Origin of the sequence: Pontibacter beigongshangensis (assembly GCF_014332515.1) — a bacterium.
GTDB lineage: Bacteria > Bacteroidota > Bacteroidia > Cytophagales > Hymenobacteraceae > Pontibacter > Pontibacter beigongshangensis.
The window spans coordinates 80,336-107,309 of record NZ_VFSD01000014.1 but is presented as its reverse complement, the minus strand read 5'-3'; the positions used below and the strand labels follow the sequence as shown (position 1 = coordinate 107,309).

Annotated in this window: 21 protein-coding genes; 16 read left to right on the top strand and 5 right to left on the bottom strand. The window is 52.4% G+C overall.

Features of this window, described 5'->3' with window-relative positions; translation table 11 throughout:
* Positions 1-53: 53 nt before the first annotated feature.
* Positions 54-2,189: a glycogen debranching protein GlgX gene (gene glgX, locus FJM74_RS12685; protein WP_187262981.1), complete on the bottom strand. Its 2,136-nt coding sequence runs from the start codon at positions 2,187-2,189 to the stop codon at positions 54-56.
* A gap of 373 nt (positions 2,190-2,562) precedes the next feature.
* On the opposite strand from glgX, the gene FJM74_RS12680 reads away from it, so the two are divergent.
* The 11 genes from FJM74_RS12680 to FJM74_RS12630 all read left to right on the top strand — a co-directional run bounded on the left by FJM74_RS12680 (position 2,563) and on the right by FJM74_RS12630 (position 12,122).
* Entirely contained in the window at positions 2,563-3,522 is a 960-nt protein-coding gene (locus FJM74_RS12680; protein ID WP_194350000.1) for a CvpA family protein, read from the top strand.
* Positions 3,523-3,758: 236 nt separating this feature from the next.
* Complete coding sequence (locus tag FJM74_RS12675; RefSeq protein ID WP_187262980.1) at positions 3,759-4,220, top strand: DUF4268 domain-containing protein; 462 nt, start codon at positions 3,759-3,761, stop codon at positions 4,218-4,220.
* Positions 4,221-4,416: 196 nt separating this feature from the next.
* Positions 4,417-5,427: a LacI family DNA-binding transcriptional regulator gene (locus FJM74_RS12670; protein WP_187262979.1), complete on the top strand. Its 1,011-nt coding sequence runs from the start codon at positions 4,417-4,419 to the stop codon at positions 5,425-5,427.
* Between the two features lie 105 nt (positions 5,428-5,532).
* Positions 5,533-6,447 carry a carbohydrate kinase family protein gene (locus FJM74_RS12665; protein WP_187262978.1) on the top strand — a complete coding sequence of 305 codons (915 nt, stop codon included), beginning with the start codon at positions 5,533-5,535 and terminating at the stop codon, positions 6,445-6,447.
* Between the two features lie 378 nt (positions 6,448-6,825).
* Positions 6,826-7,254 carry a nuclear transport factor 2 family protein gene (locus FJM74_RS12660; RefSeq protein ID WP_187262977.1) on the top strand — a complete coding sequence of 143 codons (429 nt, stop codon included), beginning with the start codon at positions 6,826-6,828 and terminating at the stop codon, positions 7,252-7,254.
* A 348-nt stretch (positions 7,255-7,602) separates the two neighbouring features.
* Positions 7,603-8,169, top strand: coding sequence for an RNA polymerase sigma factor (locus FJM74_RS12655; protein WP_317175557.1), 567 nt, complete (start codon positions 7,603-7,605; stop codon positions 8,167-8,169).
* Positions 8,147-9,487 (top strand): hypothetical protein, encoded by a 1,341-nt coding sequence (locus FJM74_RS12650; RefSeq protein ID WP_187262975.1) that lies wholly within the window; start codon positions 8,147-8,149, stop codon positions 9,485-9,487. The genes FJM74_RS12655 and FJM74_RS12650 overlap by 23 nt, the downstream gene beginning before the upstream one ends.
* Positions 9,488-9,678: 191 nt before the next feature.
* Positions 9,679-10,134 (top strand): CHRD domain-containing protein, encoded by a 456-nt coding sequence (locus FJM74_RS12645; RefSeq protein WP_187262974.1) that lies wholly within the window; start codon positions 9,679-9,681, stop codon positions 10,132-10,134.
* Between the two features lie 127 nt (positions 10,135-10,261).
* Entirely contained in the window at positions 10,262-10,627 is a 366-nt protein-coding gene (locus FJM74_RS12640; RefSeq protein WP_187262973.1) for a hypothetical protein, read from the top strand.
* Positions 10,628-10,659: 32 nt separating this feature from the next.
* On the top strand, positions 10,660-11,226 hold the full coding sequence (locus FJM74_RS12635) for a YceI family protein (RefSeq protein ID WP_187262972.1): 567 nt from the start codon (positions 10,660-10,662) through the stop codon (positions 11,224-11,226).
* Positions 11,223-12,122: a DUF5777 family beta-barrel protein gene (locus tag FJM74_RS12630; RefSeq protein ID WP_241739112.1), complete on the top strand. Its 900-nt coding sequence runs from the start codon at positions 11,223-11,225 to the stop codon at positions 12,120-12,122. Before FJM74_RS12635 ends, FJM74_RS12630 begins: the two co-directional genes overlap by 4 nt.
* 285 nt (positions 12,123-12,407) lie before the next feature.
* On the opposite strand, the gene FJM74_RS12625 is transcribed toward FJM74_RS12630, so the two are convergent.
* Both FJM74_RS12625 and FJM74_RS12620 read right to left on the bottom strand, forming a co-directional pair.
* On the bottom strand, positions 12,408-12,650 hold the full coding sequence (locus FJM74_RS12625; protein WP_187262971.1) for a DUF3820 family protein: 243 nt from the start codon (positions 12,648-12,650) through the stop codon (positions 12,408-12,410).
* 92 nt (positions 12,651-12,742) lie between these two features.
* Positions 12,743-13,198 carry a GNAT family N-acetyltransferase gene (locus FJM74_RS12620; protein WP_187262970.1) on the bottom strand — a complete coding sequence of 152 codons (456 nt, stop codon included), beginning with the start codon at positions 13,196-13,198 and terminating at the stop codon, positions 12,743-12,745.
* Between the two features lie 264 nt (positions 13,199-13,462).
* Between FJM74_RS12620 and FJM74_RS12615 the strand changes: the two genes are divergently transcribed.
* The gene (locus FJM74_RS12615) at positions 13,463-14,329 is read left to right on the top strand and encodes a hypothetical protein (protein ID WP_187262969.1); all 867 of its coding nucleotides are present in this window, start codon (positions 13,463-13,465) and stop codon (positions 14,327-14,329) included.
* 469 nt (positions 14,330-14,798) lie between these two features.
* Here FJM74_RS12615 and FJM74_RS12610 read toward each other — a convergent pair whose 3' ends face one another.
* The gene (locus tag FJM74_RS12610; protein WP_187262968.1) at positions 14,799-16,421 is read right to left on the bottom strand and encodes an alpha-amylase family glycosyl hydrolase; all 1,623 of its coding nucleotides are present in this window, start codon (positions 16,419-16,421) and stop codon (positions 14,799-14,801) included.
* 463 nt (positions 16,422-16,884) lie between these two features.
* Positions 16,885-18,432 (bottom strand): PQQ-dependent sugar dehydrogenase, encoded by a 1,548-nt coding sequence (locus FJM74_RS12605; RefSeq protein ID WP_187262967.1) that lies wholly within the window; start codon positions 18,430-18,432, stop codon positions 16,885-16,887.
* Positions 18,433-18,814: 382 nt separating this feature from the next.
* Between FJM74_RS12605 and FJM74_RS12600 the strand changes: the two genes are divergently transcribed.
* The 4 genes from FJM74_RS12600 (at position 18,815) to FJM74_RS12585 (ending at position 26,844) form a co-directional block, all read left to right on the top strand.
* Positions 18,815-19,720, top strand: coding sequence for a YihY/virulence factor BrkB family protein (locus FJM74_RS12600; protein ID WP_187262966.1), 906 nt, complete (start codon positions 18,815-18,817; stop codon positions 19,718-19,720).
* Positions 19,721-20,393: 673 nt separating this feature from the next.
* Positions 20,394-23,594, top strand: coding sequence for a SusC/RagA family TonB-linked outer membrane protein (locus tag FJM74_RS12595; protein ID WP_206684038.1), 3,201 nt, complete (start codon positions 20,394-20,396; stop codon positions 23,592-23,594).
* Positions 23,595-23,664: 70 nt separating this feature from the next.
* On the top strand, positions 23,665-25,107 hold the full coding sequence (locus FJM74_RS12590) for a SusD/RagB family nutrient-binding outer membrane lipoprotein (RefSeq protein ID WP_187262965.1): 1,443 nt from the start codon (positions 23,665-23,667) through the stop codon (positions 25,105-25,107).
* Positions 25,108-25,326: 219 nt separating this feature from the next.
* Positions 25,327-26,844: a calcineurin-like phosphoesterase C-terminal domain-containing protein gene (locus FJM74_RS12585; RefSeq protein WP_187262964.1), complete on the top strand. Its 1,518-nt coding sequence runs from the start codon at positions 25,327-25,329 to the stop codon at positions 26,842-26,844.
* Positions 26,845-26,974 lie beyond the last annotated feature (130 nt).

The following is a 26,974-nucleotide window of genomic DNA, read 5'->3' as shown; positions in this document are numbered from 1 at the left end:
TGGTTGCTCTGTTTCAAAGTCAGGTGGTATTTAAGGAAATGCTTTTGCTTCCTTTAATGGTCATTGATAGGGTGATGGAGCAGTACTACGGAGCGGCCGGCCACATTTATGGTTTTTCTGGCAGCGTAAGTAATGCCTTCTTCCCCCACACGGTTCTCGCTCGTGTCCAGGATCTTGGTCCACTGGTCGCCGTATTTTTTCAGCGGCAGTTTAAAGCTGATGGGCTCATAGTGGGCATTGAAGATCACATAAAAGCTGTCGTCTGTTATTTGCTCGCCCAATGGGCCACGCGAGTGGAGGCCACGCCCGTTCAGGAAAATGGCCAGCGACTTGGCATGGTCCTGGTTCCAGTGCTCCTCCGACATCTCTTTGCCATCGGGCAGGAACCAGGCAATATCCTCAAGCCCGACTCCCTTGATCGGCTGCCCCTGAAACCAGCGGCGGCGTGAAAAGGTAGGGTGCTCCCGGCGCAGCCGTATAAGCTTTTGCGTAAACTCCAGCAGATCTTTGTCGGCCGCTTTCCAGTTAAGCCACGATATTTCGTTGTCCTGGCAGTAGGCGTTGTTGTTTCCTTGCTGGGTCCGGCTTAATTCGTCGCCGGCCACGAGCATGGGCACCCCCTGCGAGAGGAACAGCGTAGTCAGGAAGTTGCGTTTCTGCTTTGCCCTCAGATCATTTACAACCGGGTCGTCTGTAGGGCCTTCAGCGCCGCAGTTCCAGGAGGAGTTGTGGTTCTCGCCATCTTTGCCATCCTCGCCGTTGGCCATGTTGTGCTTCTCGTTGTAAGACACGAGGTCGTTGAGTGTAAAGCCGTCGTGGGCGGTTACAAAATTTATGCTGGCGGTGGGCTTCCGGTAATCGTCCTGGTAGAGGTCGGGGCTGCCAGTAAAGCGGTAGGCAAACTCCCCGATCATGCTGTCGGCCCCACGCCAGTAGTCGCGGATGCAGTCGCGGTACTTGCCGTTCCACTCAGCCCAGCCAGCCGGAAACTTTCCTACCTGGTAGCCTCCTTCGCCCACATCCCAGGGCTCAGCAATGAGCTTCACCTGCGAAATGATAGGGTCCTGGTGAATAATGTCGAAGAAGGAACCCAGCCGGTCTACATCGTGCAGCTCCCGCGCCAGTGTAGAGGCCAGGTCGAAGCGGAATCCGTCGACGTGCATTTCGGTAATCCAGTAGCGGAGGCTGTCCATTATTAATCGGAGCACGCTTGGCAGCATGGCGTTCATGGTGTTGCCGGTGCCGGTGTAGTCCATGTAGTAGCGTTTGCTGTCTTCTACGAGCCGGTAATAAGAAGCATTGTCGATGCCCTTGAAAGACAGGGTAGGCCCCATATGGTTGCCTTCGGCCGTGTGGTTGTACACAACATCCAGAATAACCTCTATGCCAGCTTTGTGAAGCTCCTTCACCATCTTTTTAAACTCCACCACCTGCTCTCCCAGCACGCCGGTGCTGGAGTAGCGTACATCCGGGGCAAAAAAGCCGATGGAGTTATACCCCCAGTAATTCGTCAGATCCTTCTCCATCAGGTAGCGGTCTGTCACGAAATGGTGCACCGGCATCAGCTCAATGGCTGTAATGCCCAGGTCCTGCAGGTATTTTATGGTGACAGGATGGCCCAGCGCTGCGTAGGTTCCGCGGATATTTTCAGGAATATCGGGGTGCAGTTTGGTAAAACCTTTTACATGCGCCTCATATATAACGGTTTTATGATAAGGCACTTTGGGCGCTTTGTCTCCCTCCCAGTCGAAGTTGGGGTCTACTACCACTGATTTAGGGATGTAGGGCGCACTGTCGGCTTTGCTGAAGCTCAGGTCCTCATCGGGGTGCCCTACTTCGTAGCCGAATAATGAGTCGTGCCATTCTATCGTGCCTGCTATAGCCTTGGCATAAGGGTCGATCAGGAGCTTGTTGGAGTTAAACCTGTGGCCTTCTTCAGGCTCGTAAGGTCCGTGTACCCGGTAGCCATATAGCTGGCCGGGTTTAATGTCGGGGAGGTACGCGTGCCAGACGTGGTGCGTACGCTCTGTCAGTTTTATCTGTACATTTTCGGTTGGTTCTTCAGTTGATTTGAACAGGCAGAGTTCTACGTTGGTAGCATTCTCAGCATAAACTGCAAAGTTTACGCCTTTCCCGTCCCAGGTAGCGCCCAAAGGATATGGGCTGCCGGGGTATACCTCAATATTCATAGTATAGTAGTTTCAGTCAAAAAGCTTTGAGATATTTAGTTTTATGTGGTTTTTATTAAATCTTCAACGTGTACGCATATACGTATCCCATGTTCAAAATTTATCCACACTTCTTAAAATTACCCGTAAGCGGATCTTAATTCAGGATATTATCACTGCAAAGTGTTGCGAAAAATATAGTTGAACAGAGATATGGATCCAGGTTTGATCTTGCAGCATGCTTGTACATGCGTTAGCCTGTCTTCATGGTTAAAAAAAATGGACATGTTGAACAGAAGCTTATGGAAGCAGCGTGGCGTGGCAGTGCCCGGAGTGGCAGCATAAACTTTTTTTTCTTGTTTATTCGTAAACACATTGTTACAGCGGAGCCTATATGATAAACATCGTCGACCTTTTTTTTGTGATTGTCATTCTGTCGGGGGTAGTGGCGGGCTGGCGCCACGGCTTTATGGTAGGAACGCTCGACCTGATAAGGTGGGGAATCAGTTTGCTGATAGCCTTGCAGCTGTATGCGGGCCTTGCCGGCTGGCTGGGGCGGGCGATGAACTGGAGTAGCTTCTGGCTTTTCCCGGTCTCTTTCTTTATCCTTACGATGCTGGCCAGTGTGCTAATCCATTTCCTGTTCGATCTGGTGCTGACCAGGCTGCCCGCTACGGTGCACCGGCATAAAATAAACCGGGCGCTGGGGCTTGTGCCCGGCGTGGTAACCGGATTAGTGACTTCCATCGTTATTGCCTTGCTGCTGCTGGCCATTCCGTTGCCCGACGCCATAGCGACACGGGTGCAGGAAAGCCCCATCGCCAACAGGCTGGCAACTTACACCAACCGTCTGGAGACTGCCCTGGGCCCCATGTTTGATGAAATTGGTCAACGCATGCTGACGGGGATGACGGTGGCGCCGGACTCGCAGGAAACCATAGACCTGCCCTTTAAGGTAACCAATGCCCGGCCCCGGCCAGACCTGGAGGAGCAGATGCTGGAGATGTTGAATGCTGAGCGGTCTGCCCATGGCCTTCAGCCCTTGGTGGCCGATACCTCCCTCCGCCATGTTGCCCGCCAGCACTCTATCGACATGTTCAGCAGGGGGTATTTTTCGCATCAGTCCCCCGAAGGCCAGGATGCCTTTGACCGCATCAGAGAAGCCCGTATACCTTTTCGGGTTGCCGGCGAGAATCTGGCACTTGCTCCAACCTTGCCTATCGCCCACGAAGGCCTTATGAATTCGCCGGGGCACCGCGCCAATATTCTGCAGCACAGGTTCGGCCGCGTAGGTATTGGTGTTATGGAAGGAGGCTCCCGCCGCCTCATGATCACTCAGAATTTCAGAAACTGAAGTTCTGGATTGTTAAGTTAAATGGCCTGACTAACAGCACACAGGCGTTCTCCTGGAAATAAAAGAAGCCAGTTCTGAAGCGTGGGGTTTTCAGCTTCGGGTCTTCACATCTCCAAACCAGCCATGCAGCCTTCCACTGTCAACAAGCGGCCTGGCTGCTGCGGCACATCAGTATTAACATCAATTAAACAAGGTTGCCTTTTGCAATCCAACCAGCCTGTTTGTAGTTTTAGAACATGTATACAAGAGAACAGGCATCGCAGCTGCGGCAGGCTTTCTGGACAGCTTTTGGGCAGTACATAGCACCGCACCCATCTGCCGACGGCCTCAGAACAAACTGGGCGAACTATAAAACAGGCCTCAAGCACGTTTATTTCAGGATGAAGGCCGATAAGAAGTCTGCCTCTATTGCCATAGAAATGACCCACCCGGACCCGGAGATTCAGGCCCTCTTTTATGAGCAGTTTGAGGAGCTGCGCCTGCTGCTGCACGAAACCCTGGGAGAGGAGTGGGAGTGGGTGCTGCACACTACCGACGAGCACAACAGAGTGGTGAGCAGAATTTACAAGGAGTTGCCCGCCGTAAACGTGTTCAACAAAGACGACTGGCCGGCACTAATCTCATTTTTTAAGCCTCGCATTATAGCCCTGGACGAGTTCTGGAGTACTGCCCAATATAGTTTCGACGCGCTGAAGTGAGTTTCAGATCTACAGCGTGCCGGCTTGCTGCCGCACAGCCATTGCGGTTGGTTGCCACGCCTTGTTTCAAAATGGTGCTGGTGCTGCGTCAACCAGTTGGAGTACTGCCTGCGGCACAGTTTCGGAAGATAATTCTTGATAGTTTAATCGTTTAAGCTTAATATTAAGTTTTAAATGAGAAGACAACAAGGTGGGTATGAAAAGAAAGGTTTCCTTAAAGGATATTGCGCAGCAGGTGGGGGTGTCTACAGCGCTGGTGTCTTATGTGCTCAACGGGCAGGAGAAGGAGAAGCGGGTAGGAGAGGAGATAGCCAGTAAGATCCGGGAGGCTGCCAGAGCGCTCAACTACCAGCCAAACCAGATCGCCAAGAGCCTGAAAAGCGGCAAGACCCACACCATCGGACTGATTGTGGCCGATATCGCCAACCCGTTCTCAGCGCATATAGCCCGCATCATAGAAGACGAAGCCAAGCGGCATAAATATAACGTAGTGTTTGGCAGCTCCGACGAGAATGCCGAAAAAGCCTGGGACCTGATGAAAGTGCTGCTGAACCGGCAGATCGATGGCTTTATTATTGCCCCTGCCGAGCATGCCGAGGAGCAGGTACGGTACCTGCAGGAGCATCATATCCCTTTTGTGCTCATAGATCGCTACTTCCCGGGGTTGCCCGCCAACTATGTGGCCCTCGACAATTATAAGGCCGCCTACGAAGGGGTGGAGCACCTGATACAAAAGGGCTACAAACACATTGGCATGATCAATTTCAAGTCGGGTCTTCACCACCTGCAGGAAAGGACCAGGGCCTACCACCAGGCTTTACAGGATTTTAACCTGCCGGCAGCCGAGAGTTGGTGCCGCGAAGTAAACGAAGACATGCTGAAAGAGGACATGGACCAGCACCTGCAGGACTTGCTCCTGTCGGGCCAGCCGGTAGAGGCACTGTTTCTGGCCTCCAACAAGATCGCCATTCACGGGCTCAAATTTATAAACGAGCACAAGCTGCGCGTGCCCGAAGATGTAGCCGTTATAGGGTTTGACGAGACAGATGCCTATGAGCTTTTTTATCGTCCGGTTACTCACATACGCCAGCCAATGGCAGAGATAGGCCGTGCGGCAGTTCAGGCGCTCCTGCAGCTCATTGCAGGCAACCCGGAGCCAACGCAGCTGAACCTGGCAGCAACGCTTGTGGTGAAAGAGTCCTGCTAGTTGCTGATTGGTAAATAGCTGAATTGTAAATGGTTGATCTGAAGACCAGGAGATTATACGTGATCTGATTTCAAGTTTTGAATTTTGAATTTGGCGAATCCTTCTATGAATAATTCCTCCGAAAAAAAAGTTGTTGTTTGCTTTGGTGAAGTGCTCTGGGATGTGTCGCCAACAGCTGCCACACCTGGCGGAGCCCCCATGAACGTGGCTTACCACCTGCAGCAGCTGGGTGTAGAGGCCACCCTGATCAGCCGGGTAGGCCACGACGAAAGAGGAAGAAAATTGCTGGAGCACCTGCAAGAGTGGGGTTTGTCTACCGCTTTTTGCCAGGTTGATCCTGACCACGCTACCAGTGAGGTACAGGTGCGGATGAATGAGAACAAAGACGTAAGCTATGATATTGTGTACCCCGTAGCCTGGGATTACATTGCATTGCAGGAGGCGCTGGTGCCCCTGCTACAGCACGCCGACACGCTCATTTTCGGTAGCCTGATTACACGCAGCGAGGTGTCGCGGCAGACGCTGCTGGAGCTGCTGAAGCGCTCGGCCTGCAATGTGTTCGACGTGAACCTGCGGGAGCCCTACTACTCCCCCGACATGCTGGCGCAGCTGTTGCCGCATGCCCATCTGCTGAAACTAAACCTGGCCGAGCTGGAACTGGTAACCAACTGGTTTGGCCGGAACCTGACCACCGAGCAGGACCGGATAAACCTGCTGCAGGACCAGTTCAACATCCAAGAAGTAATCGTGACCAAAGGCAGCCGGGGCGCCTCTTTTTATACACCTGCTCAACAGTATTTCCAGGAGGCTTACCCGGTACAGGTAGCCGATACCATTGGGAGCGGCGATTCCTTTCTGGCTGCTTTCCTGGCCAAAAGCCTCAGCCATGCGCAACCCGAAGTAGCCTTGGCGTATGCTGCGGCACTTTCTGCCTTCGTTACCATGCACCATGGTGCCTGCCCCCCATACAGCTTGCCATTGCTGGAGGAGTTTAAGCAGCTGAAGGAACAGCAGCGATAGCGCTATACGCCGCCTGCTGCCTGAGTCAGATCGGCTTCTTATCTTGTAGCTTATTTAAGAAAGAGATAAAAACCTTTACAGCATCTCCTCATTTTCAGATGGCCCCTTCAGCAATCAGCACCAGGCAATGAAGCAATTATTTGAATCAAAAAGCCCCTCCGGAGGCACTTTTGCTGCTTCTGTAGTATAGGCCAGGGCATTTCCCTAATGTCAGAGAGGCGGGAGTGCGGCTTCAGTTGGTCATTTATCTTGTGTTCTGCTATGTTTTATGTGAATAATTTAATAGCTTAATCTCTTGCTAATCTTTAGGTAAAAAATCAGCCTGCCAGGCTTCTGCGTGCCTGGGCGTAGAGAAAGCAGCAAAATCTACAATTTAAAATGAGAATAATAATAGCGTTACTGAGCATCTGCCTGTTGCTGCAGTTTTCGGTGCAGGCGCAATCAAAAGAAGAGAAAAGAGTGGCCGCTGCCGTAGAGACTTACCGAGCCGTATTGGTAAACCCCGATAAAGTGGTGCTGGAGAAGGTGCTGGCGGAGGAGCTTAGCTATGGGCATCCCAGCGGAGAGGTAGAAGGTAAAACCACCGTGATCGAGCAACTGGTGAGCGGCAGCACCGACTGGCTGACAATTGACCTCAGGAACCAGACCATCCAGATTGCCGGAAAGACCGCGCTGGTGCGGCACAGGCTGGCTGGGAAGCTGAATGCCAGCGAAAACCTGGAGAAGGTGAACCTGCACGTGCTGCTCGTATGGCAGAAGCACCGGGGGCAATGGCAGCTGCTTGCCCGGCAGGCGGTAAAGATCTAGCCAGACTGCTTTCATTTCTTTCCACTTTCGCCTTTATCCAAAACACTTCTGGTTCAAGCTCCCCCGCTAAGCAGCAGGTGACAGTCCCGGAGGGGCTTTTTCATTAGAATAATTTGGTGAGCGGTGCTGTTGCGGCCGCTGCTTCCAACCTGATACAGGTTGCGAACCTCATCTCCGGATCTTACCTTTCTTACTGCGCTCATTTTCAGCTGATTTCGTAATTTAATAAATAGTCCTTTAATCTCTGAAATAGAGAATTGAAGCGATTGGGAATACCTCAAATAAATGTTTCAGGCAAGGCAACCATCCGGAGGTTACGGCCGTGATGGGGGTACAAAATCCGAGAGAGTGACTGATACAGAAAGCAAAGAGGTCGGGGAGCTTCTTCGCGGTTGTTTACAGGAAAGCCGCGATGCTCAAAGAAAGCTGTACAAGCTGTTCTTCGGCTATGCCATGAGCATCTGTCTGCGCTACTCCAAAGATGCCGAGGAGGCAAAGGAAGTCCTGAACGACGGGTTTCTGAAGGTGTTCACCAGGCTGAAACAGTATGATCCGCAGAAGCCCTTTAAAGGGTGGCTCCGGCGCATTATGATCAACACCGCCCTGGATAATTACAGGCACAACCTCAGGCACTACCACCTGGCAGACCTGGAGACCGTTGAACCAGCCGCAGATACATTTGATGTGTTGCAGCAGCTGAATTATGAATACCTGATCAGTCTGATCCGATTACTTTCGCCTGGCTACAGGGCCGTGTTTAACCTGTATGTGATAGATGGGTACACGCACGAAGAAATAAGCGCTATACTGGGAATATCAGTAGGGGCTTCTAAATCAAATTTGTCGAAGGCGAGGGCAAATTTAAGGGCGGCATTAAATAAAAGCAGGATACATGAGGATAAACAATATGTCTGACGAAGAACTCGATAACCTGTTCAGGAAATCGGTAGAGAGCTTCGATCCTCCTTATGATCCGGAAGCCTGGCAGGCTATGGAGCAAAAGCTGGAGAAGACAGGAGGTGGCACGCCTGGTTTCTGGCGGGCGCTGCCGCTGGTGTTGCTGCTTTTGCTGATGAGTACCTCCACCTTACTTGATCTTAGAAAGGATCAGGAGCAGCCGCAGCAGGCTGAGAGTCTGGCCCCGGCACCACCTGCCACACCAGGGGAGCAACTACCCTTACCCGACGCTAAAACTGGTGCTGTAACCGGAGAAGCAAAGCTGCCTGGGGGCCACTCCTCCAACAGAAGTAGTACAACTCCTGTTGCCCAGGCGGCCCTTCCGGTTGCATCAGAGCAGAGTAGCATGGATCGCCGGCAGTCTGCAGCAGGTCGGATAGCAGACAAAAACAGGCCTACAATTGCAGTCAGCCCAAAAACCACCATTGCCGCAAGCCAGCCTGCAAGCTTACCGCCACGGCATGGGGCAGACAAGGTGAAGCCGGGAAATGGCGAACTCCCGGCCTCGCCACTCCAACCCGATACAACCGGTGCAGCTAAGCTGGCAGGAAAAGACATGCTGCCAATACCTGCCGCACCCGATTCGGTAGCAGTTCTAAACCAACCCGACAGTGCAAAGGAAGGAATGGCCGAGGTGGTGCCACCGGCAGAAAGTCAGAAGAAATCCTATTTTCTGAAGCAGGTACAGGTCATGTTGGCCGTAGCACCTGACCTTACCATGGTAAAGTTCAAAGATCCCCGGCAAATCAGTCCGAATGCGGGGCTGCTGGTAGGGGTGCCACTATCGCGTAGGCTGAGCCTCGTTTCCGGTGTGCTTTGGGCGGATAAACGCTATGGCGCCCTTCCGGGAGATTATGCTCCTTCGAGTGGGTATTGGGATGGAAAGCACCTGCCGGACTACATAAACGCTACCTGTAAAGTGCTGGATATTCCGCTGAACCTCCGGTGGCTGGTGCTGGAGCGGGGCCGTAACCAACTCACGGTACAGGCTGGCCTATCGAGTTATATCATGCTAAACGAGCAGTACGAGTATAACTACGAAAGCAATGTGAGCTACCCTTATACTAAAACCTATGCAGTGGATAACCAGAACAGGCACTGGTTGGCGGTGCAGAACTTCTCGGTAGGCTACTCCCGCAAACTATCGCCCGCCTTTACTGTGGGGGCAGAGCCTTTTGTTAAAATCCCGCTTTCGGCTATCGGGGCCGGAAATGTGAAATTAACCAGTGCAGGCCTGTTGCTGATGGCCGGCTATACCTTTGATCTTAAAAAATAACGCATCAACTACTACTTAAGTACCGACACAAGACGGTTTGCTACACCTGCCCTCTCAGTCTAACAGCTGAAAAAGTACTATTTGCAGAAAAACTCCTATACCATGTGTCCTGATACTTGGGCCTTTTTACATGCTATAACATAGGTTATAAGACATCTTTTGACTTCATTTTTAACTAAAACTGTATTGCTATGAAAAATTCAAACATCCTGCGCAGGCTGTTCCTGCCGCTTTTATGCCTGCTGGTAATTCCTTTTAGCGGTTGCGATGATGATGATGACGACATGAACAACCTGGTCACGTTTCAGAACATCACCCTAACTGGCGCCAAGGAGGTTCCTGCCAACAGTTCGCAGGCCACCGGTACGTTTGACGGTGTCTACGACAGGTCAACTAAGAAGATAGCCTACACCATTACATTTTCGGGTATAGATGCCACAAATATGCACTTTCATAAAGGCGGGCCAACAGAACCGGGGCCAGTGGCCATCGGTATCGGATCGGCTCCTTATACCAGCCCTGTTACCGGCCAGACACCCGCTCTTACTCAGGAGCAGGAAGCAGACCTGCTGGCAGGCATGTGGTTTATAAACATCCACAGCGCCCAATTCCCGGCCGGTGAGATCAGGGGCCAGCTGACACGGTAACAGGAGCTGCGCCAACTTTTATATCAGGAAGAAAAGCCCTGTACTGTTCCTGCTCATACGGTAAGTCTTCGTGTTTGAAAGCGCGGGAACTGCACAGGCTATTGTAAGTATAACCAGACTTTATTTCATGAAGCCAACAACCCGCCTGTTGATTTTTTTGATGGCCCTGCCAACGGCCTGTACAAACGACAACCTGGATGAGCTGAGCCTGGACCCCGGCCCCTGCGATACAACTGCTGTTACCTACTCAGCCACTGTCAGGCCCATACTGGCAGCCAACTGCTACAGTTGCCACAGCAGCGCGGACCCAAGCGGAGGAGTAGTGTTAGACACACATGCTGGTGTTAGCCAACCGGCAGGAAGCGGCAAACTTCTGGGTGTTATTTCACACGCTCCAGGCTTTGTGCCAATGCCCCAGAGCGGCGGTAAACTCTCGGATTGCAACATTACCAAAATCAGGCAATGGATAGAAGCCGGAGCTCCGGATAATTAGAAATAGCCGGGTTGATGAAAAGGATTAATGATATGAAAAAGCTACTTCTTCTGTTCCTGCTTACAGGGCCGGGCCTCTACCTGCCCCTGGTTGCCCAGGAACGATATTTTACAAAAACAGGTCACATCTCGTTCTTTTCCAAAGCGCCGCTCGAAGACATTGTGGCCCATAACCGGGAGGTGGTGTCGCTGGTGGATTTTAAGACCGGGGAGATGGTGTTCACGGTGCCGATGCGGGCCTTTCAGTTCCGGAAATCGCTTATGCAGCAGCACTTCAACGAGAACTATATTGAGTCTGACAAATATCCGAAAGCCTATTTCAGAGGCAAGGTGAACAATATAGCGGCTGTAAACCTGGCGGCAGACAACACTTACAAGGTGCTCGTAGAGGGAACTCTGACCATACATGGGGTGGCGAAACCGATCAGGACCGAGGGGACCTTTCAGGTGAAGGGCGGGCAGGTGACCGGGAGATCGACTTTTACGGTAGCACCGGCCGACTATGACATTACCATTCCGCTGCTTGTGCGGGAGCATATTGCCAAAACGATTGATATCACGGTAGACATGTTGTACAAACCATTTCAGGGAAATCTATGAGCCGACTTGTATTATGTTACGGATGGATGCTGGGCTGGCTGCTATCGGCTTCAGCAGTTGTGGCGCAGGACGACCTGATGGCCCTGGCTGAAGCACAGGACAGCGCCGCAGAACAGGTGGTGGGGGGCACCTTTAAATCGACGCGCCTTGTAAATGGCCACACGGTGGAGACGAATGGCAGCCACGCGCTACTTTTTCTGATATCGCACCGGTTCGGAACCGTCAACAGCGGGGCCTATAACCTTTTCGGCCTGGACCAGGCCACGATCAGGCTCGGATTGGAATACGGCATCACAGATAACTTTACGGTGGGGGTGGGGCGCAGTTCTTTGGAGAAAACATACGATGGTTTTGTTAAATACAAGCTGCTGCAGCAGAAATCTCCGGGTGCTCAGATGCCGGTTACGCTAACGCTCTTCTCCAGCATGGCCCTCACCACGCTGCGGCGGCAGAACCCGGAGCAGGACTTTCCGTTTGCAGGCAGGCTCACCTACACGCACCAGCTGCTGCTGGCCCGCAAATTCAGTGAACGGCTATCGGTGCAGCTGGCCCCGACCCTGGTACACCGCAATATGGTAGCCACGGGGCAGGACGAGAACAACGTGTATGCCTTTGGAGCAGGAGGGCGGTACAAGTTAACCAAACGCACCTCTGTAAACGCCGAGTATTTTTATATGCTGCCAGGTGCCACAGCCGATAGTTTTGTGAATGTGCTCTCGCTGGGCGCAGACATCGAAACCGGAGGCCACGTATTCCAGCTCATCTTCACCAATGCGCAGGGCATGGTCGAGAAGTTCTTTATTCCACAGAACCAGGGCACCTGGGCCAGCGGAGATATTTACTTCGGCTTCAACATATCGCGGATGTTCCACCTGGGTGGTAAGAAGGAGTGGTAGGTTTGGAAGTAGGCTTACAGGCAAAGATGCTCCCCCAATACGAAGGATAACAATACTCCTTGCAACTCACTGAAACTTATTACGGCCACACTCGCTGATTTAAAATTTAGAGTAGAGCGGCTTACGCGAGCTGGAAGCTCGCTTCCTATAAAACCACGAGTTGAAAGCTCGCGGGAGAGGTAGTATTTTTACTGTGGTTGTTTTGTATACCTACCCCACAATGTATTAAGTATTTGAATTATTCTAATAAAAAAGCCCCTCCCAAGCGCTTTATTACTGCTCCTGCTACCGTTGCCTATACTGCTTCTTCAGGGGGGCCAGCAGGTACTCCAGCCCGTTGGTTTTGATCTCGTAGATCGTGGCCAGCTGCATGCCCAGCTTGCCCTGCGGAAAGCCTTCGCGGAAGAACCACTCCAGGTAAAAAACCGGAAGGTCGCACAGCGTGGTGCCTTTGTACTTGCCAAAGGGCATTTTCATCCGCACCAGATCTATCAGGATATCGGAGTTTGGTTGCGCCGGGTCAGTCATGGGGTGTGGGTTTAAGGGTAAAGTAAATTATTCCAATAAAAACGGCCCTCCAGAGGCTCTTCTGCTGCTTCTGCTTCTTCTGCTGCGCAGCACTACGCTTTTATCATTTCAATATGATCGATGCCGTCCTCATCGTACACCTCTCCGGACTGCACAAAACCAAACGACTCGTAGAACCTGCGGGCATACAGCTGCGCCCCGATCCTGATAGGGCCCGGGCCAAAGAGGCGGTAACACTCGGCAATGGCAGTGGCTACCAGTTGCTTTCCGAGCCCGGTTCCTCTGCTGGCGGGGCTGGTCACGATGCGGCCAACCGATATCTCGGGGTAATACAGGCCCGGGGGCACCAGCCGCGCCGTGGCAGCCAGCACATCGCCCTGGTATAACAGCAGGTGGTGGCAATGCTGGTCTTTGTTGTCGAGGTCCAGAAACACGCAGGTTTGTTCCACTACAAACACCTCGCTCCGCAGCCGCAGCAGGTCGTACAGCTCATGCGGCGTCAGGGTGTGGAAGGGTTTGCAGGTGATAGTTTGGGTGTTGCTGCTCATGTTTTGTAAAAAGCCTGACCTAAGAGTCAGCAAAGATACGGAAGGAGGTTAAATCTGTAGCAAGCTGGAAAGAGAAAGTAGTACGCAGCTGCGTCTGGACGTGCTGTCCATTTCTGGAATACCCTTGTTATAGTATAAAATAAAAATGCTATATTGATGGATTAGAGGTTAGAGCTAAGCCTAAACCTAAACACAGGCTGTTCCGGACTTTGTTTGGAAGGCCTCAGTCTTTCTCGGAGTCGTTATGTAACATAATATTATCAAATGGATATCAAAAGAAAAATTGTGTTGCAAAAACAGCTTTGGTGTACAGCCCTAATCGTTATTTTTCTGTCTCCTGCGACACTTTTTGCGCAAAGATCTTTTTACACGCCCAAATCACTTATCATGCCGCTGCACGACCAGCAGAACCAGCTGCATGTATCGGTTGGCAGAGCTGGTGGGTACGACCTGCATCTTTCCTATGCTTTTACAAATAAGTTTGCTGTTTTCGGAACGGCCACCCTGGACCACGGTATCAAGAAAAGAAGAGGCATGCTTAACAATCGGTCCAACATCGACCGGAATGACTATGTGCTAAGAGGAGGCCTGGGTTATTTTAGAAAAAAGGAAGGGCGAATGTTTCCTATTTTGGAGGTGTATGCTGGCGCCGGTGTGACTAAAATAGATAATTATTGGTACTCCCTTTCAAGTAAATTTAGCAACGAAGAAGTTACGAAGGCCGGATACTGGAGTTATTTCGGGCAGATTAACTTCGGCGATAAGCTGGAAAGAGTGGAATATGGCGTTGGCCTGAGGCTAGTCTACTCCAACTACAATTACTTTCGGTTTTACAATCGCCACCGCTCTAACGACTTTGAGCAAAGGCAGTACATTGGCCTGCGTGGCCTTACCGCAGAACCTGGCATGAACATAACCTTTAACCTGCCGAAGCGGCTTCAGGTAACCTGCCAGTATGGCCTGGCCATCCCGTTGGGCACGAGGCCTGTAAAACAGACAAATACAACTGCCTATTTCGATGGTTCTTCTATTACGGTTCAGGAACAGGTTGAGCGTACAAGTGTGCCACTTATGGCCCTTATGGGCAGGCTAGGCTTGCAGTACACCCTTTATTTTAGCCAAAAAGAATAAACAACTCCTGTAATTCATACAGAGCAGTTGAAAAAGGTGAGGGCGGCTCATGCTGTGCCGCCCTCAATCATTAATCTCTTTTTACCAGTTTATTAAAATTGCCGCTTGGGTCGTGGAGCAGGGCCAGCTTGCTGTTCTCAAATTCTTTAAAGAACTCGTTCCAGATTATTTCCTCAAAGCTGTCGTTGCTGTCGCTCTTGTCAGGGAAATGGATGCGCAGTACACCTTCGCCACTTCCATCACTTTCGGTGCCTTTAATTACGGAAGGAACCCCTCCATGCTATAATCTCTTTTTTGTCAGTTGTTTTCTTAGATTCGCTCATAGTTTTACGTTTTGTGATTTTGTTCTATGAAGTACGCGCAGCCGGGAGTCGTGTTTCTGGTGCAGAAATCATTCCCGCGCCAGGTGGTTGCGTAGCAAATTCTTAAACATGATTTCTTTCGAACCTACTTTTATAAGGAAAAAGCTCTATTCTAATTCAATTATCAAGCCTTCATCTCCTTTCATTCTAATTTCATTCTCCACTGTTTCGTTTTCGTGATCCGGCAGAAGAGACAGGATCACCTTTCCTTTAAATTTAAACCGTTCCGGTGCAAACTGGCGGCCTTTGTCGCTGAGGTTGAGCACGATCAGGAAGCGCTTTTCATCGGTTTCGCGGAGGTAGGCAATTAATTTGTCATCGGAGTAAACGGGCCGGTATCTGCCTTTGTGCAGGGCTGGCTCCTGACGGCGGAGCGCTATCAGTTTTTTGTACAGCGCCAGCAGCGAATCCGGGTCCTCCTGCTGCGCCTGCACGTTCAGTTTGTCGATATTTTTGGCCATCCGGAGCCAGGGCTTGCCGGTGGTAAAGCCGGCGTTGGCGCTGTCGTTCCAGGGCATGGGGGAGCGGAAGGGGTCGCGGCTGAGGTCTTTGTCGGGCATGTGGAGGCCCTGCGGGTCCTGCATCTCGTTTTTCGGAATTTTTACGTCCTGCATGCCAATTTCGTCGCCGTAGTAGAGGGTGGGGGTGCCGCGCAGCGTGAGCAGCAGCATGGCCGCTACCCGTGCCTGCGCCTCGCCCACTTTGGTTGCCAGCCGCGACTGGTCATGGTTGCCTATCACCCAGTTGGGCCAGCCGGAGTTTGGCAGGGCACCTTCGTACTGGTCTATGGCAATGGCAATTTTCTTGGGCTCCCAGGGCAAGGTGAGGAGCTGGAAGTTAAAGGGCAGCTGCGCCCCCTGGTTGTCGGGGCCGTAGTAGCTCACGAGTTGGTGGATAGGCAGGTAAATCTCCCCGATCAGCACACGCTCCGGGTAGCTATCGGTGAGGTCGCGCATTTTTTCTATAATATCGTGCACCTCCGGCTGGTCGGTAGAATAAACCGGCTGGAGCTGGTTGTAGGTAGGCTGCTCCTCTTTGTAGTCGGGGTTGTCGGGGTTATCGCGGAAGTACTCGTCTTTGATCAGGTGCCACATCACGTCTACCCGGAAACCGTCTACGCCTTTGTCGAGCCAGAAGCGCATCTCCTCCAGCACCGCCTCCTGTACCTCCGGGTTGCGCCAGTTCAGGTCGGGCTGCTCCTTCAGAAAAGCGTGGTAGTAGAACTGCTCCGTCTTCTCGTCCCACTCCCAGGCGCTGCCCCCAAACATGGCCAGCCAGTTATTGGGCGGGTTGCCTTCTGCGTCAGCGTCTGCCCAGATAAACCAGTCGCGCTTGGGGTTGTCGCGGGAGGAGCGGGCTTCCTTAAACCACTCGTGCTGGTCGGAGGTGTGGTTGGGCACCTGGTCCAGGATCAGTTTCATGCCGCGTTTGTGGGTTTCGTGCAGCAACTCGTCAAAATCTTTCATGGTTCCGAACATCTTGTCAACGCTCTTAAAGTCGGAGATGTCGTAACCAAAGTCCTTCATCGGCGATTGATAAAACGGCGTAACCCAGACGCAGTCTATCCCCAGGTCGTGCAGGTAATCGAGTTTTTCGGTAAGGCCTTTCAGGTCGCCGATGCCATCGCCGTTGCTGTCGTTAAAGGAGCGGATGTACACTTCGTAGATAATGCCTTTTTGCCACCAAAGGTCTCCTGACACTGTTTTTGAACCTGGTTTTTCTGACTGCATGTTGATTGGGTTTAAGTTTTGTGGCACGCTCTACAGCATAAAACCACCTTGCTAATTTTTAGAGAACAAACGGAGGTGCAGCAGTTTAGGTTAATTGCTTATCCTCTGAACCTTTAAAGAAGGGCCCTACCCCAAGGATTTTCAGGATAAAAGGATGAACAGGATATAGATCTAAGTGCATTCAACCATCAGCAAATAACCATCAGCAAATTATTCCAATGAAAATGGCCCTCCGGAAGCTTTGCTGCTGCTGCTGCTCTTTTGTCTGAATCTTCCTATAGGGCCCCTACCCCAAGAATTTACAGAATGTAAGAATGAACAGAATTTAATTTTATGGTCGCACTTTAAAATTTTGCCATGCAATTGGGAATCCTATTTCTGAAAATTCCCTAATTCTGTAAATTCTTGGGGTGGGGCCCCTATATAAAGATTCAGACAAAAAACAGACAAAACCTGCTAACTACTATTCCTGCCGCAGCAGTCCGGTCTGTTTTGGCTGTTGCGTACGCGTCTCTTTGTTACGGTTAGGCTTATAGGTAAACTCAATAATGCAGCCGGAGCAGGCATTTTCGTCCTGCGGGTCTTCTTCTGATGGGCCGGAGGTAACGGTCACGCTGTCGGTGGAGAGGTAGAGGCGGGTGCCGTCGGGGGAGATGGCGATGTCGCGGTAACGGATCGGGGCCTTAAAGTAGCTCAGCGTGTCACCGGAAATAGCATCGCCCTTTGCATTTAGTTTCAGGCGGATGAGCCTGCCGTTTTTGAGCGATGGCACCAGCAGCGAGTTTTGCCAGCCGGGTATGGCGGCAGCTGTATACACCCCCATGCTGCTGGGCGCTTCCGATGGCCAGTCTGGTTTGTCGGTGTCGGCACGAATCTGTTTCATGACCGATAGCAGAAAGTTGTTCGGGTGGGGGAAAAAGCTGTGGATCGGGTTCTGGTAGGCAGCTCCAATGGCGTTGGCGTTTGCGGCTTCGGTGCCGATGGTGGGGTAGGTGGTCTGCCATTTGCCAGGCAGAAATGTGTGTGCTGATGTGCCAGCTGCCAGCCCGTCATAATTGCCGTCGTTGTAGCCGATGATCAGCGGGTGCCCATAGTTTTTGCCTCTCCGGATGATGTTGATCTCGTCGTCGGAGAAGGGGCCGTGCTCAGAGGAGTAGAGGTAGCCGGTGCCATTAACCATAGCATAAGCCAGGCCCTGCGCATTGCGGTGGCCGCTGCTCCAGACGGCACTCTGCCTGTTATCTGCTGAAAAGGGGTTGTCGTTCGGGATCCATTTGTCATACGGGCCGCTGTCTTTGTCCGGCTCCAGGTTAAAGCGCAGCACTTTGCCTTCGTAGCTCCGGCTGTTCTGGGCGTGGTTGGGCCGGCCTGCATTGGCATACTGGCCGGCACCCATATCGCCAACCGTAAAGAACAGGTAATTTTTGCCGGCTTCCGGTGCAATAGCCAGGCGGCCGGAGTTATGGTCGTTGCTGGCGGGTATGGTGTCGCAGAGTACTTCCGGTTTGGTGAGTTTCTGATCTTTGGCGCTGTACTCATACCGTACCAGTCGGGTGGTGTAGTAGCAGCCGCCTTCCTGGTCGCGGCAACCGTCTCCTGCCTTGTCTGCTCCGGCAAACTTATAGATGTAGGCCAAATATACATAGGGCTTGCCCTGCAGCAACTGCGGGTGCAGCGCAAGTCCCATCAGCCCGCCCTGTGGCCAGCGCTTGCCGCCACTCTGCTCTTCCTCCAACTGGTCGTAGCGCGGAAACTGCCGCTCCTGGTTCAGATCGAGTAAAATAGTGCGCTTGCCGGATGCCGGATCTATCCGACTCACCTGGTACCCCTTCGCTTCCGTTACCCACAGGTAGTTGTCGGGGCCATAGGTTATTTCCCAAGGGTCGCTTAGTTTCCGGATAACCACCCGTCTTTCAAATTCTTCTCCCAAAGGCCCTTTAACTGTTTGGGCCGCAGCCGGAACCAGCGGGATAATAAGTAAAATGAGTATAGTTCTATATAGTGGCAGCATCTAGGTAGTACTGTTAAAGTTCAAAAAAACTAAACTCCATTATTGAACTTTCAATAAGAAATAAGGTTGTCCGAAATTTTATAGAAACAACAGGTAAGCATGGGCTGCCCTTGGTGTCAGTCTCCGGGAGATCTGAGATTTTGATGGTTTTAAGCTGAAAAATAAACCAGTATGCTATTGTGTTAGAGCCTGCTGGCCTAACCTATCATCTTGTGTAGCGTTATCTATGGCAGGTTTCGGTTAAAGCTGCTAAAAAATGCAGGAAGGAGACTGGAGGTGGTTTATATGAGTTTTGCCATGTTTTTGAAGAGGGCGTTTATCTTAAACAAGTCGTGCCAGCCTCTGTTATGTCCTACTACCGGGGCCATTAATAAATAAGCTTGTGAAGAATATTTTTAAACATACCTGGCAGATTCTGAAAGATGCCAAAAAGAATTTTCAGCATGGTGAGCCGATTGTGTATAGCGCAGCCATTGCCTTTTTTACCATTTTTTCGTTGCCGGCCATCCTGATTGTGCTCACGCTGGCCGGATCTGCTTTCTTTTCAGAAAAAACAGTGCGCGAGGAAATTGTGCAGCAGCTCGAAAGCCTGATCAACCCGGAGGCGGGTGAGCAGATAAATGACCTGCTGGAGAACGTGCTGGATTTTCCGACCGGTTTCTGGAGCATTTTTGTGGCCATTGTGGTCGTCATCAAAAGTGCCACCATTATTTTCTTTATCATTCAGAAAGCGCTCAATGCGGTGTGGCAGGTGAGGGTGAAGCCCGGTGTGAAATACATCCGCTTTCTGAAGCATCGCCTCATAACGCTGGCCATGGTAGCAGGATTAGGGCTGTTGCTGGTGCTGAGCATAATGCTTAATACCGTGATCGCAGTTTTTGATGACGGGTTGCGGGATATGTTTGAAGAGCATTTTTCTCCTGCCGTACGGGCCATTAATACGGGTTTTTACCTGCTGGTGGTCTATAGTTTTTTTACGGCCATTCATAAAGTGCTGCCCGATGCCCGCATTTCCTGGAAAGATGCCCTGGCTGGAGGCGCCATTACCTCTATTCTTTTTCTAATCGGCAAACAGATTATCAATCTTGTGTTGGGCAGTATTAAAATTGTAGGCATTTATGCGGCGGCAGGGTCGTTGGTCATAGTGCTGCTTTGGGTCTTTTACTCTTCCGTAATCCTGATTTTAGGGGCAGAGGTAACCAAAGCCTACGCCAACAACCGGGGCCGCGTGATAGAGCCAACTGGAATCGCGAATAAGTATGAGCGGGAAGAAGTGCAGCAAGGATAAAAAAGCTGGCTGCCCTGTTGGCTGCTGCCTGTAACAGGCCAGATTATTCGAGAGCATAGCCTATTCTGGGGAATGAATATTGTTCCACCTTTCTTCTCTGTTGCTTTACCCGAATCTCTTCCGCTGCCTTGTTGCGAGATAAAGGCGTTGAGCGCTCACGGCTGCGGAAATCGCCTCAAGCCAGCGACTGGGATTTGTGAGATAGCCTCCTCAGGTCATTCATTTCCAAATCTTCTCATCTTCCAATTTCCAAATTGAAGAATTAGCACATCAGCACCTTAAACTAAATTATTCTAATGAAAAAGGCCCTCCGGAGCTCATCTTGTAGGGAGAAGCGGGTCGCTGGTACAAACTGCAAGCTCGCAACAGCGACCTTCTTTTTCCTACAAGTTTAGCCTCTTGAGGTCTCTGTTCCTGCTGCTCTACCCGAAGGCCGGCCTTTAACAGTTTTTGTACAGGCAGCTTGCTTGCCCTTCGCTGGTAGGAAGGTGTGAGAAGCAGGTGCGTAACGTTCCTTGCGCGCCAGGAAAACTTTTCTCTGTCGTTTCAAAATTAACTTATTGCTAACAACCTATTGGTAAAGGCAAGAACTCTTTACCTTACCTTAAAACAGCCGTAACACAGGCTTTATAGTATATGAATAGCTTTGTGGCAAATTAAAACAAGCTATTTTATGAGTTCGAAATCTTCTACTCCTTTTAAGAAACAACTGGCAGCAATCCTATTTATGCTGGTCTGCTGTTGCCAGGCAATGGCACAGGCACAAACCATTCAGGGTGTTGTGCAGGATTCGCAGGGCGCACCGCTTCCGGGTGTAACCGTATTGATTAAAGGCACCACTACCGGCACAGCCACCGACATGGATGGCGCCTACAGCCTCACCAGCCCCAGGCCGCTCAGTAACCAGGACGTGCTGGTTTTCAGTTTCATCGGCTTTAAGTCGGCCGAGGTTCCTTATAGCGGAAGCACCACCATAAGTCTGAAGCTGCAGGCAGACGATAAGATGCTGGGAGAAGTGGTGGTAACGGCCCTGGGTATAAAGCGGGAGGAGAAGGCGCTGGGCTACGCCACGCAAACCGTTACCGGCGAAAGCCTCACCAATGCACGCTCCAATAACTTCGCAAGCGCACTCTCAGGTAAGGTGGCGGGGCTTACGCTGGTGTCGCCAGGGTCAGGACCCGTTAACTCTACGCGTATATCGCTTCGCGGGGATAACTCACTGGACCCTAACGGGAATAACGCGCTGATCATACTGGATGGGGTGCCGCTTAACAGCGGATTGACCAGCTCTGGCGTTAACAATGCCTATGGGGCAGGCTCAGGCAATGATATTCCGGTAGACTTCGGGAACGGCATTGCCGACATTAACCCTGACGATATAGAGAGCATCACCGTACTGAAAGGGCCAAGCGCGGCAGCGCTATATGGCAGTCGTGCCGCCAACGGTGTACTCATTATCACGACTAAATCCGGCAGCAGCAGGAAAAAAGGCCTGGGCGTGACGGTAAACTCCAACATCAGCTTTAACGATGTGCTGCAGTGGCCGGACTACCAGTATGAGTATGGTCAGGGAACACACAACCTGAACAAGGAGGGGCAGCCCTACTACTCCTACCATGTGTCAGAGGATGGGGCTAACACAGGCAGCACCAGCAGTGCCTACGGTCCTAAGTTCGACGGGCAGTACTTCTACCAGTATGACCCCGCGCTGGAAGGGCAGTCGGCGGAGCGCCAGTTGTGGAGGCCCTACAAAGACAACATCAAAGGCTTCTTCAGAACAGGAACCACCGTTACCAACAGCGTAGCTGTGGATGGAGGTAATGAGAAGGGCTCGGCACGCGCCTCCCTGACGCACTCCAAGAACGAGTGGATCATGCCAAACACCGGCTTTGAGCGCATGACAGCTGCCCTGAGCCTGAATTATAACGTGTCGGATAAGCTCAAGCTTAACTCTAAAATAAACTTCACGCACAAGAAAAGTGACAACCTTCCCGGCACGGGCTATAGCAACCAGTCGATTGCCTACTTCATGATCTTCCAGAACCCGAACGTGGATCTGGCTTGGTATGAGCCCAGATGGAAGCAGGGCAAGGAGCAGATAGAGCAGATACATCCTTTCAGCTCCTACATCGACAACCCGTATGTGATTGCCTACGAGATGACCAACGCGATGAACAACTATTCAACGGTTGGTAACCTCTCGGCCACCTACGAGTTCTCCCCGAAAGTAGACCTGATGGTGCGCTCCGCTATCACGACAAGGCAGGAGGATCGTGCGCAGCGGCGCCCCTTCAACACCGCAAACTTTCCGTTCGGCTACTACAAAGAGCAGAGCATCTTCGACTACGAGATCAACAACGACTTTCTGCTTACCTATAAAGAGAAGATCGGCAGCGACATCGACATCAGGACCTCAGTTGGAGGCAACACCAGACGTGAAAAATACAGGCTTACAAATGGCGTGATCGATGGCCTGGTGATACCGGGGGTGTATAAGCTCTCCAACGGCATCAGCAACCCGATGATGACAACTAGCCACGCAAACAAGCACGTGAATAGCCTTTACGGTCTGGCCACATTTTCTTACCAGGACAAGGTGTTTATAGACGTGACAGGCCGTAACGACTGGTCCAGCACCCTGCCGGCACAGAACAACTCCTTTTTTTACCCTTCCATCAGCTCCAGCTTTATCCTGAGCGATCTCTTTGAACTGCCGCGGCAGGTGGCTTATGCCAAGCTGAGACTTTCTGCGGCCAAGGTAGGGAACGACACGCACCCGTACAGAACCAGGAAGTACTACGGCCAGAGCGATTTCGCCGGTTCGGGGGCGGTGCCTACCACCTTGCACAACGTGGATTTCAAGCCGGAGCTTACCACCAGCTATGAGGCTGGCCTGGAGTACAGGTTGTTCCAGGGGCGCCTGGGTATGGACATCACCCTCTACCGAAGCTTTACAGATAACCAGATCCTGGAAATCCCCCTCGACCCCACCACTGGTTACAGCCGGGCCGTGATGAACGCCGGAAAAGTGCGCAACCAGGGCGTGGAACTGATGGTGAACGCCACCCCAATAGAGGCAAGAGACTTCCGCTGGAATACGTCGGTGGTGTGGTCCAGGAACCAGAACAGGGTGATGGAGCTGGCCGAGGAGCTTGGAGCTGAGGAGCAGGTGATACACACAGGCGGCCAGGCTACCATTATTGCCAAGGTGGGCGGAAGCACAGGAGATATTTATGGCTTTGGCTTTGTAAGAAGCCCCGACGGGCAGATCGTGTACGACAATGCAGGCCTACCGGCTTACCCGGCTGAGACACAGTATATCGGCAATGCTTATGCCGACTGGAAAGCCGGTTTCAACAATGAGGTGTCTTACAAGAACTTCCGGTTTAATGTGTTGCTCGACGGCCAGTACGGCGGCATCATCTACTCTCAGACGCATCATAAGATGGCGGAGCAGGGCAAGCTGAAAAGTACGCTCATGGGCCGGGAGGAAGGCTTCATCATCGGCGATGGCGTGGTGGAAAACGGTGACGGAACCTACTCGCCAAACACGACAAAGGTAACTCCTCAGGCCTACTATACGCGCTACTACCGCCGCGCCAATGTGGAGTCCAACTCCTTTGATGCTTCTTACCTGAAGCTGCGCGAAGTACGCCTGGAGTATAACCTGCCAAAGGCGCTGCTGGCCAAGACCAGGTTCCTCCACGGGGCAAGTGTGGCGCTCTACGGCCGCGACCTGGCCATGATCACCAAGTTCCCCATATTTGATCCGGAGACGGCCGCTCTGAATGGCGGTACCATCATGCCAGGCGTTGAAATGGGGCAGATGCCTTCTTCCAGAACTTTCGGTATGAACGTTACTCTCCAGCTTTAATTCGAACTCTAAACTGATAGCCAGAGCTGGCCTGGGGTGACTCAGGCCAGCTTCCCAAAGAATAAACGCAATGACAAGAAGTATAAATAAATTTCTGGCCGTTCTGGTGGCCCTGACCTGCCTTAATGTCTCCTGTACCGATAACTTCGAGGAGATCAATATTAACCCGAACCTCATCGAAAAGATCAGCCCCGGCACACTGCTCAACCCTACCATCTATGAGGTAGCGAGCTTTAATGCCACGAGAAGCAACGCCTTCACGTTCGATCTGATGCAGGTAGCGCTGCCGTTTCCGAGCGCATCCGGTGGTGTGCACCGCTACGACATCGGCGAGAATGCCGGGAACTCTACCTGGAACACCTACTACCGCTGGCTTGCCAATGTAAAGGAAATGCAGGCGGCAGCCGTAGCAGCAGAAGACCCCAACTACGAGGCGATTGCCCTCACCCTGAATGCCTGGTTATACTCGCTGCTGACAGACTCCTTCGGGGATGTGCCCATGGAAGAGGCCTCTCGTGGCGATGAGAAAATCTTTTACCCTGCCTTTAACACGCAGCAGGAGGTTTACACGAAAATTCTGGCCGACCTGGAGCGGGCAAACAGCCTCTACGACCTTTCCAGGGGCATGGTTTACGGCACAGACATCCTCTACGGCAGCAACGTGGGCAACTGGCAGCGCTTCACTAACTCGCTGCGCCTGCGCCTGCTGCTCAGAGTATCCAAAAGGTCTGAGATGAATGCCGAGGCGCGCATGGCCGAGATCGTTAACAACCCGGGTGCAAACCCGGTGTTCAGCAGCAACGAGGAGGGGGCCATCCTTAAAATCACGGGCATTCCGCCACTGATCTTGCCGTGGGGCCGCGCCGTCGACTTCCGGACGGGTCGTGCTGCTTCTGCCTTCTTCATCGATAACCTGAACACGCTGGAGGACCCGCGCCGGACTAAGTTCTTCGGCGAGGCCACCTCCACCGACGGCCAGACCAAAGTGGGCTACAAGGGCATTCCGAGCGGCTTCGACAGCAACAATGCCCAGTTCGACTTCTCTCCGTCCAGCCCGAACATCGCGTTGGTGACCGCCCCCATGGTAGCGGTGCTGATGAGCTATGCCGAGGTGGAATTCATTAAGGCGGAGCTGGCGCAGAAGAGCATTGTAGATACCGATGCGCAGTTGCACTACGAGAAAGGCGTGAAGGCCGCCATTGCCCAGTGGGGCGCCGAGGTGCCTGCCAATTACTTCGAGAACCCTGCCGCTGCCTACGACGGCACCCTGGAGCGCATCATGCTGCAGAAGTACCTTGCCCTCTACTTTACAGATTACCAGCAGTGGTTTGAGTACCGCCGCACTGGCCTGCCCGTGCTGCCAAAAACAGCCGGTATGATGAACAACCAGCAAGTGCCGGTGCGTTTCCGCTATCCTTCCAACGTGCAGCAGATGAACAAGGAGAACTACAAGGCAGCCGTGGAGCGCATGGGTGGCGACGATATCAACACCAAGGTCTGGTGGGAGAAATAAGGTAGGCGTAGAGGCAACGGCAGAAAGCTCCGGAAGGCCTTTTTGATTAGAATAATTTGCAAAACGGGACGGCAGTTGGTCTGGTTAAGGCGAAACAGTTAGAACCTGAATTATTCAAATGAAAAGGCCCTTCCAGAGGTGGTTTCTGCCGCTGCCCCTTCACTCCGAAATAATACAATGTGCCTGGTACCCTGATACCGGTAACCTTTTAAAAAATTTATGTCACAGAAAAGAAGAACCTTCCTTAAATCGCTTGGCCTCGCCGGATTCGGGCTTACGCTGAGCACAGACCTGCTGCAGGCAAAACCAGCTGTTCCTGCCAACGGCAAAGACCTGTCGCTTGTCCAGATAAGAGGCCGTGTGCAGGCGCAGGGAAAAGGCCTGCCGAACGTAGCCGTTACCGACGGCATCAACGTAACCCTGACCGATAGCAAAGGCAATTACGAGCTGGCCAGCAATGCCACCGCCGACTTTGTGCACGTATCGGTGCCGCGGGGCTACGCCTTCACCAACGACAGGGGCATCACCCGGTTTTACAAGAAAATATTGCCTTCGAATGGCCGCTTTAAGGCAGACTTTGAGCTGCAGAAACTGCCGCAGGACGACACCAAACACAACTTTATCGTATGGGCCGATCCGCAGATGATCTCGAAGGAGGATGCCGAGCAACTCAAAACCGTATCGGCCCCCGACACGCAGGCGCTGGTGAAGAGCTACGGACCCGAGGCGCTTTTCCACGGCTTTGGCTGCGGCGACCTGGTGTGGGACAAGTTCGAGCTGTTCGAGGATTACCAAGAGGCTGTGGGCATTACAGGCGTTCCGTTTTTCCAGGTGATCGGCAACCACGACATGGACCTCGATGCCCGCACCGACGATCTTTCCTCGCGCACCTTCAAGGAGCTTTTTGGCCCGACCTACTATTCCTTTAACCGGGGTGAGGTGCATTATGTGGTGCTCGATGATGTGTTCTTTATCGGCACCGCCAAAAAGTACATCGGTTACCTGACGGAGCAACAGCTGGCCTGGCTCGAGCAGGACCTGGCGCACGTGAAGCCAGGCTCCGCCGTGGTGGTGAGCCTGCACATACCGGCCTACACCAACCAGCACATCCGCAACAACGAGAAGCAGGAGCCGCTCGGCGGGGTGGTCTCGAACCGGAAAGAGCTGTACCGTTTGCTGGCGCCCTACAAAGCCCATATCATGTCGGGCCACACGCACTTCAACGAGAAGATCGTGACCGGCGACAACCTGGTGGAGCACGTGCACGGCACCGTGTGTGGCGCCTGGTGGACCGGCCCGATCTGCTACGATGGCACGCCGAACGGCTATGGTGTGTACGAGGTGAACGGCAGCGAAGTGCAGTGGTATTACAAATCGGTGGGGCAGCCCAGGCAGCACCAGCTGCGCGTGTACCCGGTGGGAGCGGTAAAAGAAATGCCTCAGCAGCTGGCCGTAAATGTTTGGAACTGGGACCCGGCCTGGAAAGTGGAGTGGCTGGAAGACGGCCGCCGCATGGGCGAGATGCAACGCCACACGGCGCTGGACCCGCTCTCGGTGGAGTTGCACCTGGGCGCCGAAAAACCGTCCAGGCACAAATGGGTGGAGCCGCACCTGACAGACCATTTGTTCTTTGCCAAGCCCTCTGCCGCCGCACAGCGCATCACCATTCAGGTAACAGACCGCTTCCGGCATGTGTACAAAGAGGAAGTGGATATGAAAGAACTGAGCCGGCTCTAGGGTGGCCACCGGAAAGTAACTTCGGAAGACCAATTTTATTTAAATAATCTCTCCCGCACCCTCCGGGGATATAGGGAAACGCCAGTCATTACACTTTGAAAACAAGCGTTTAAAGGCCAGGGGAAACCCT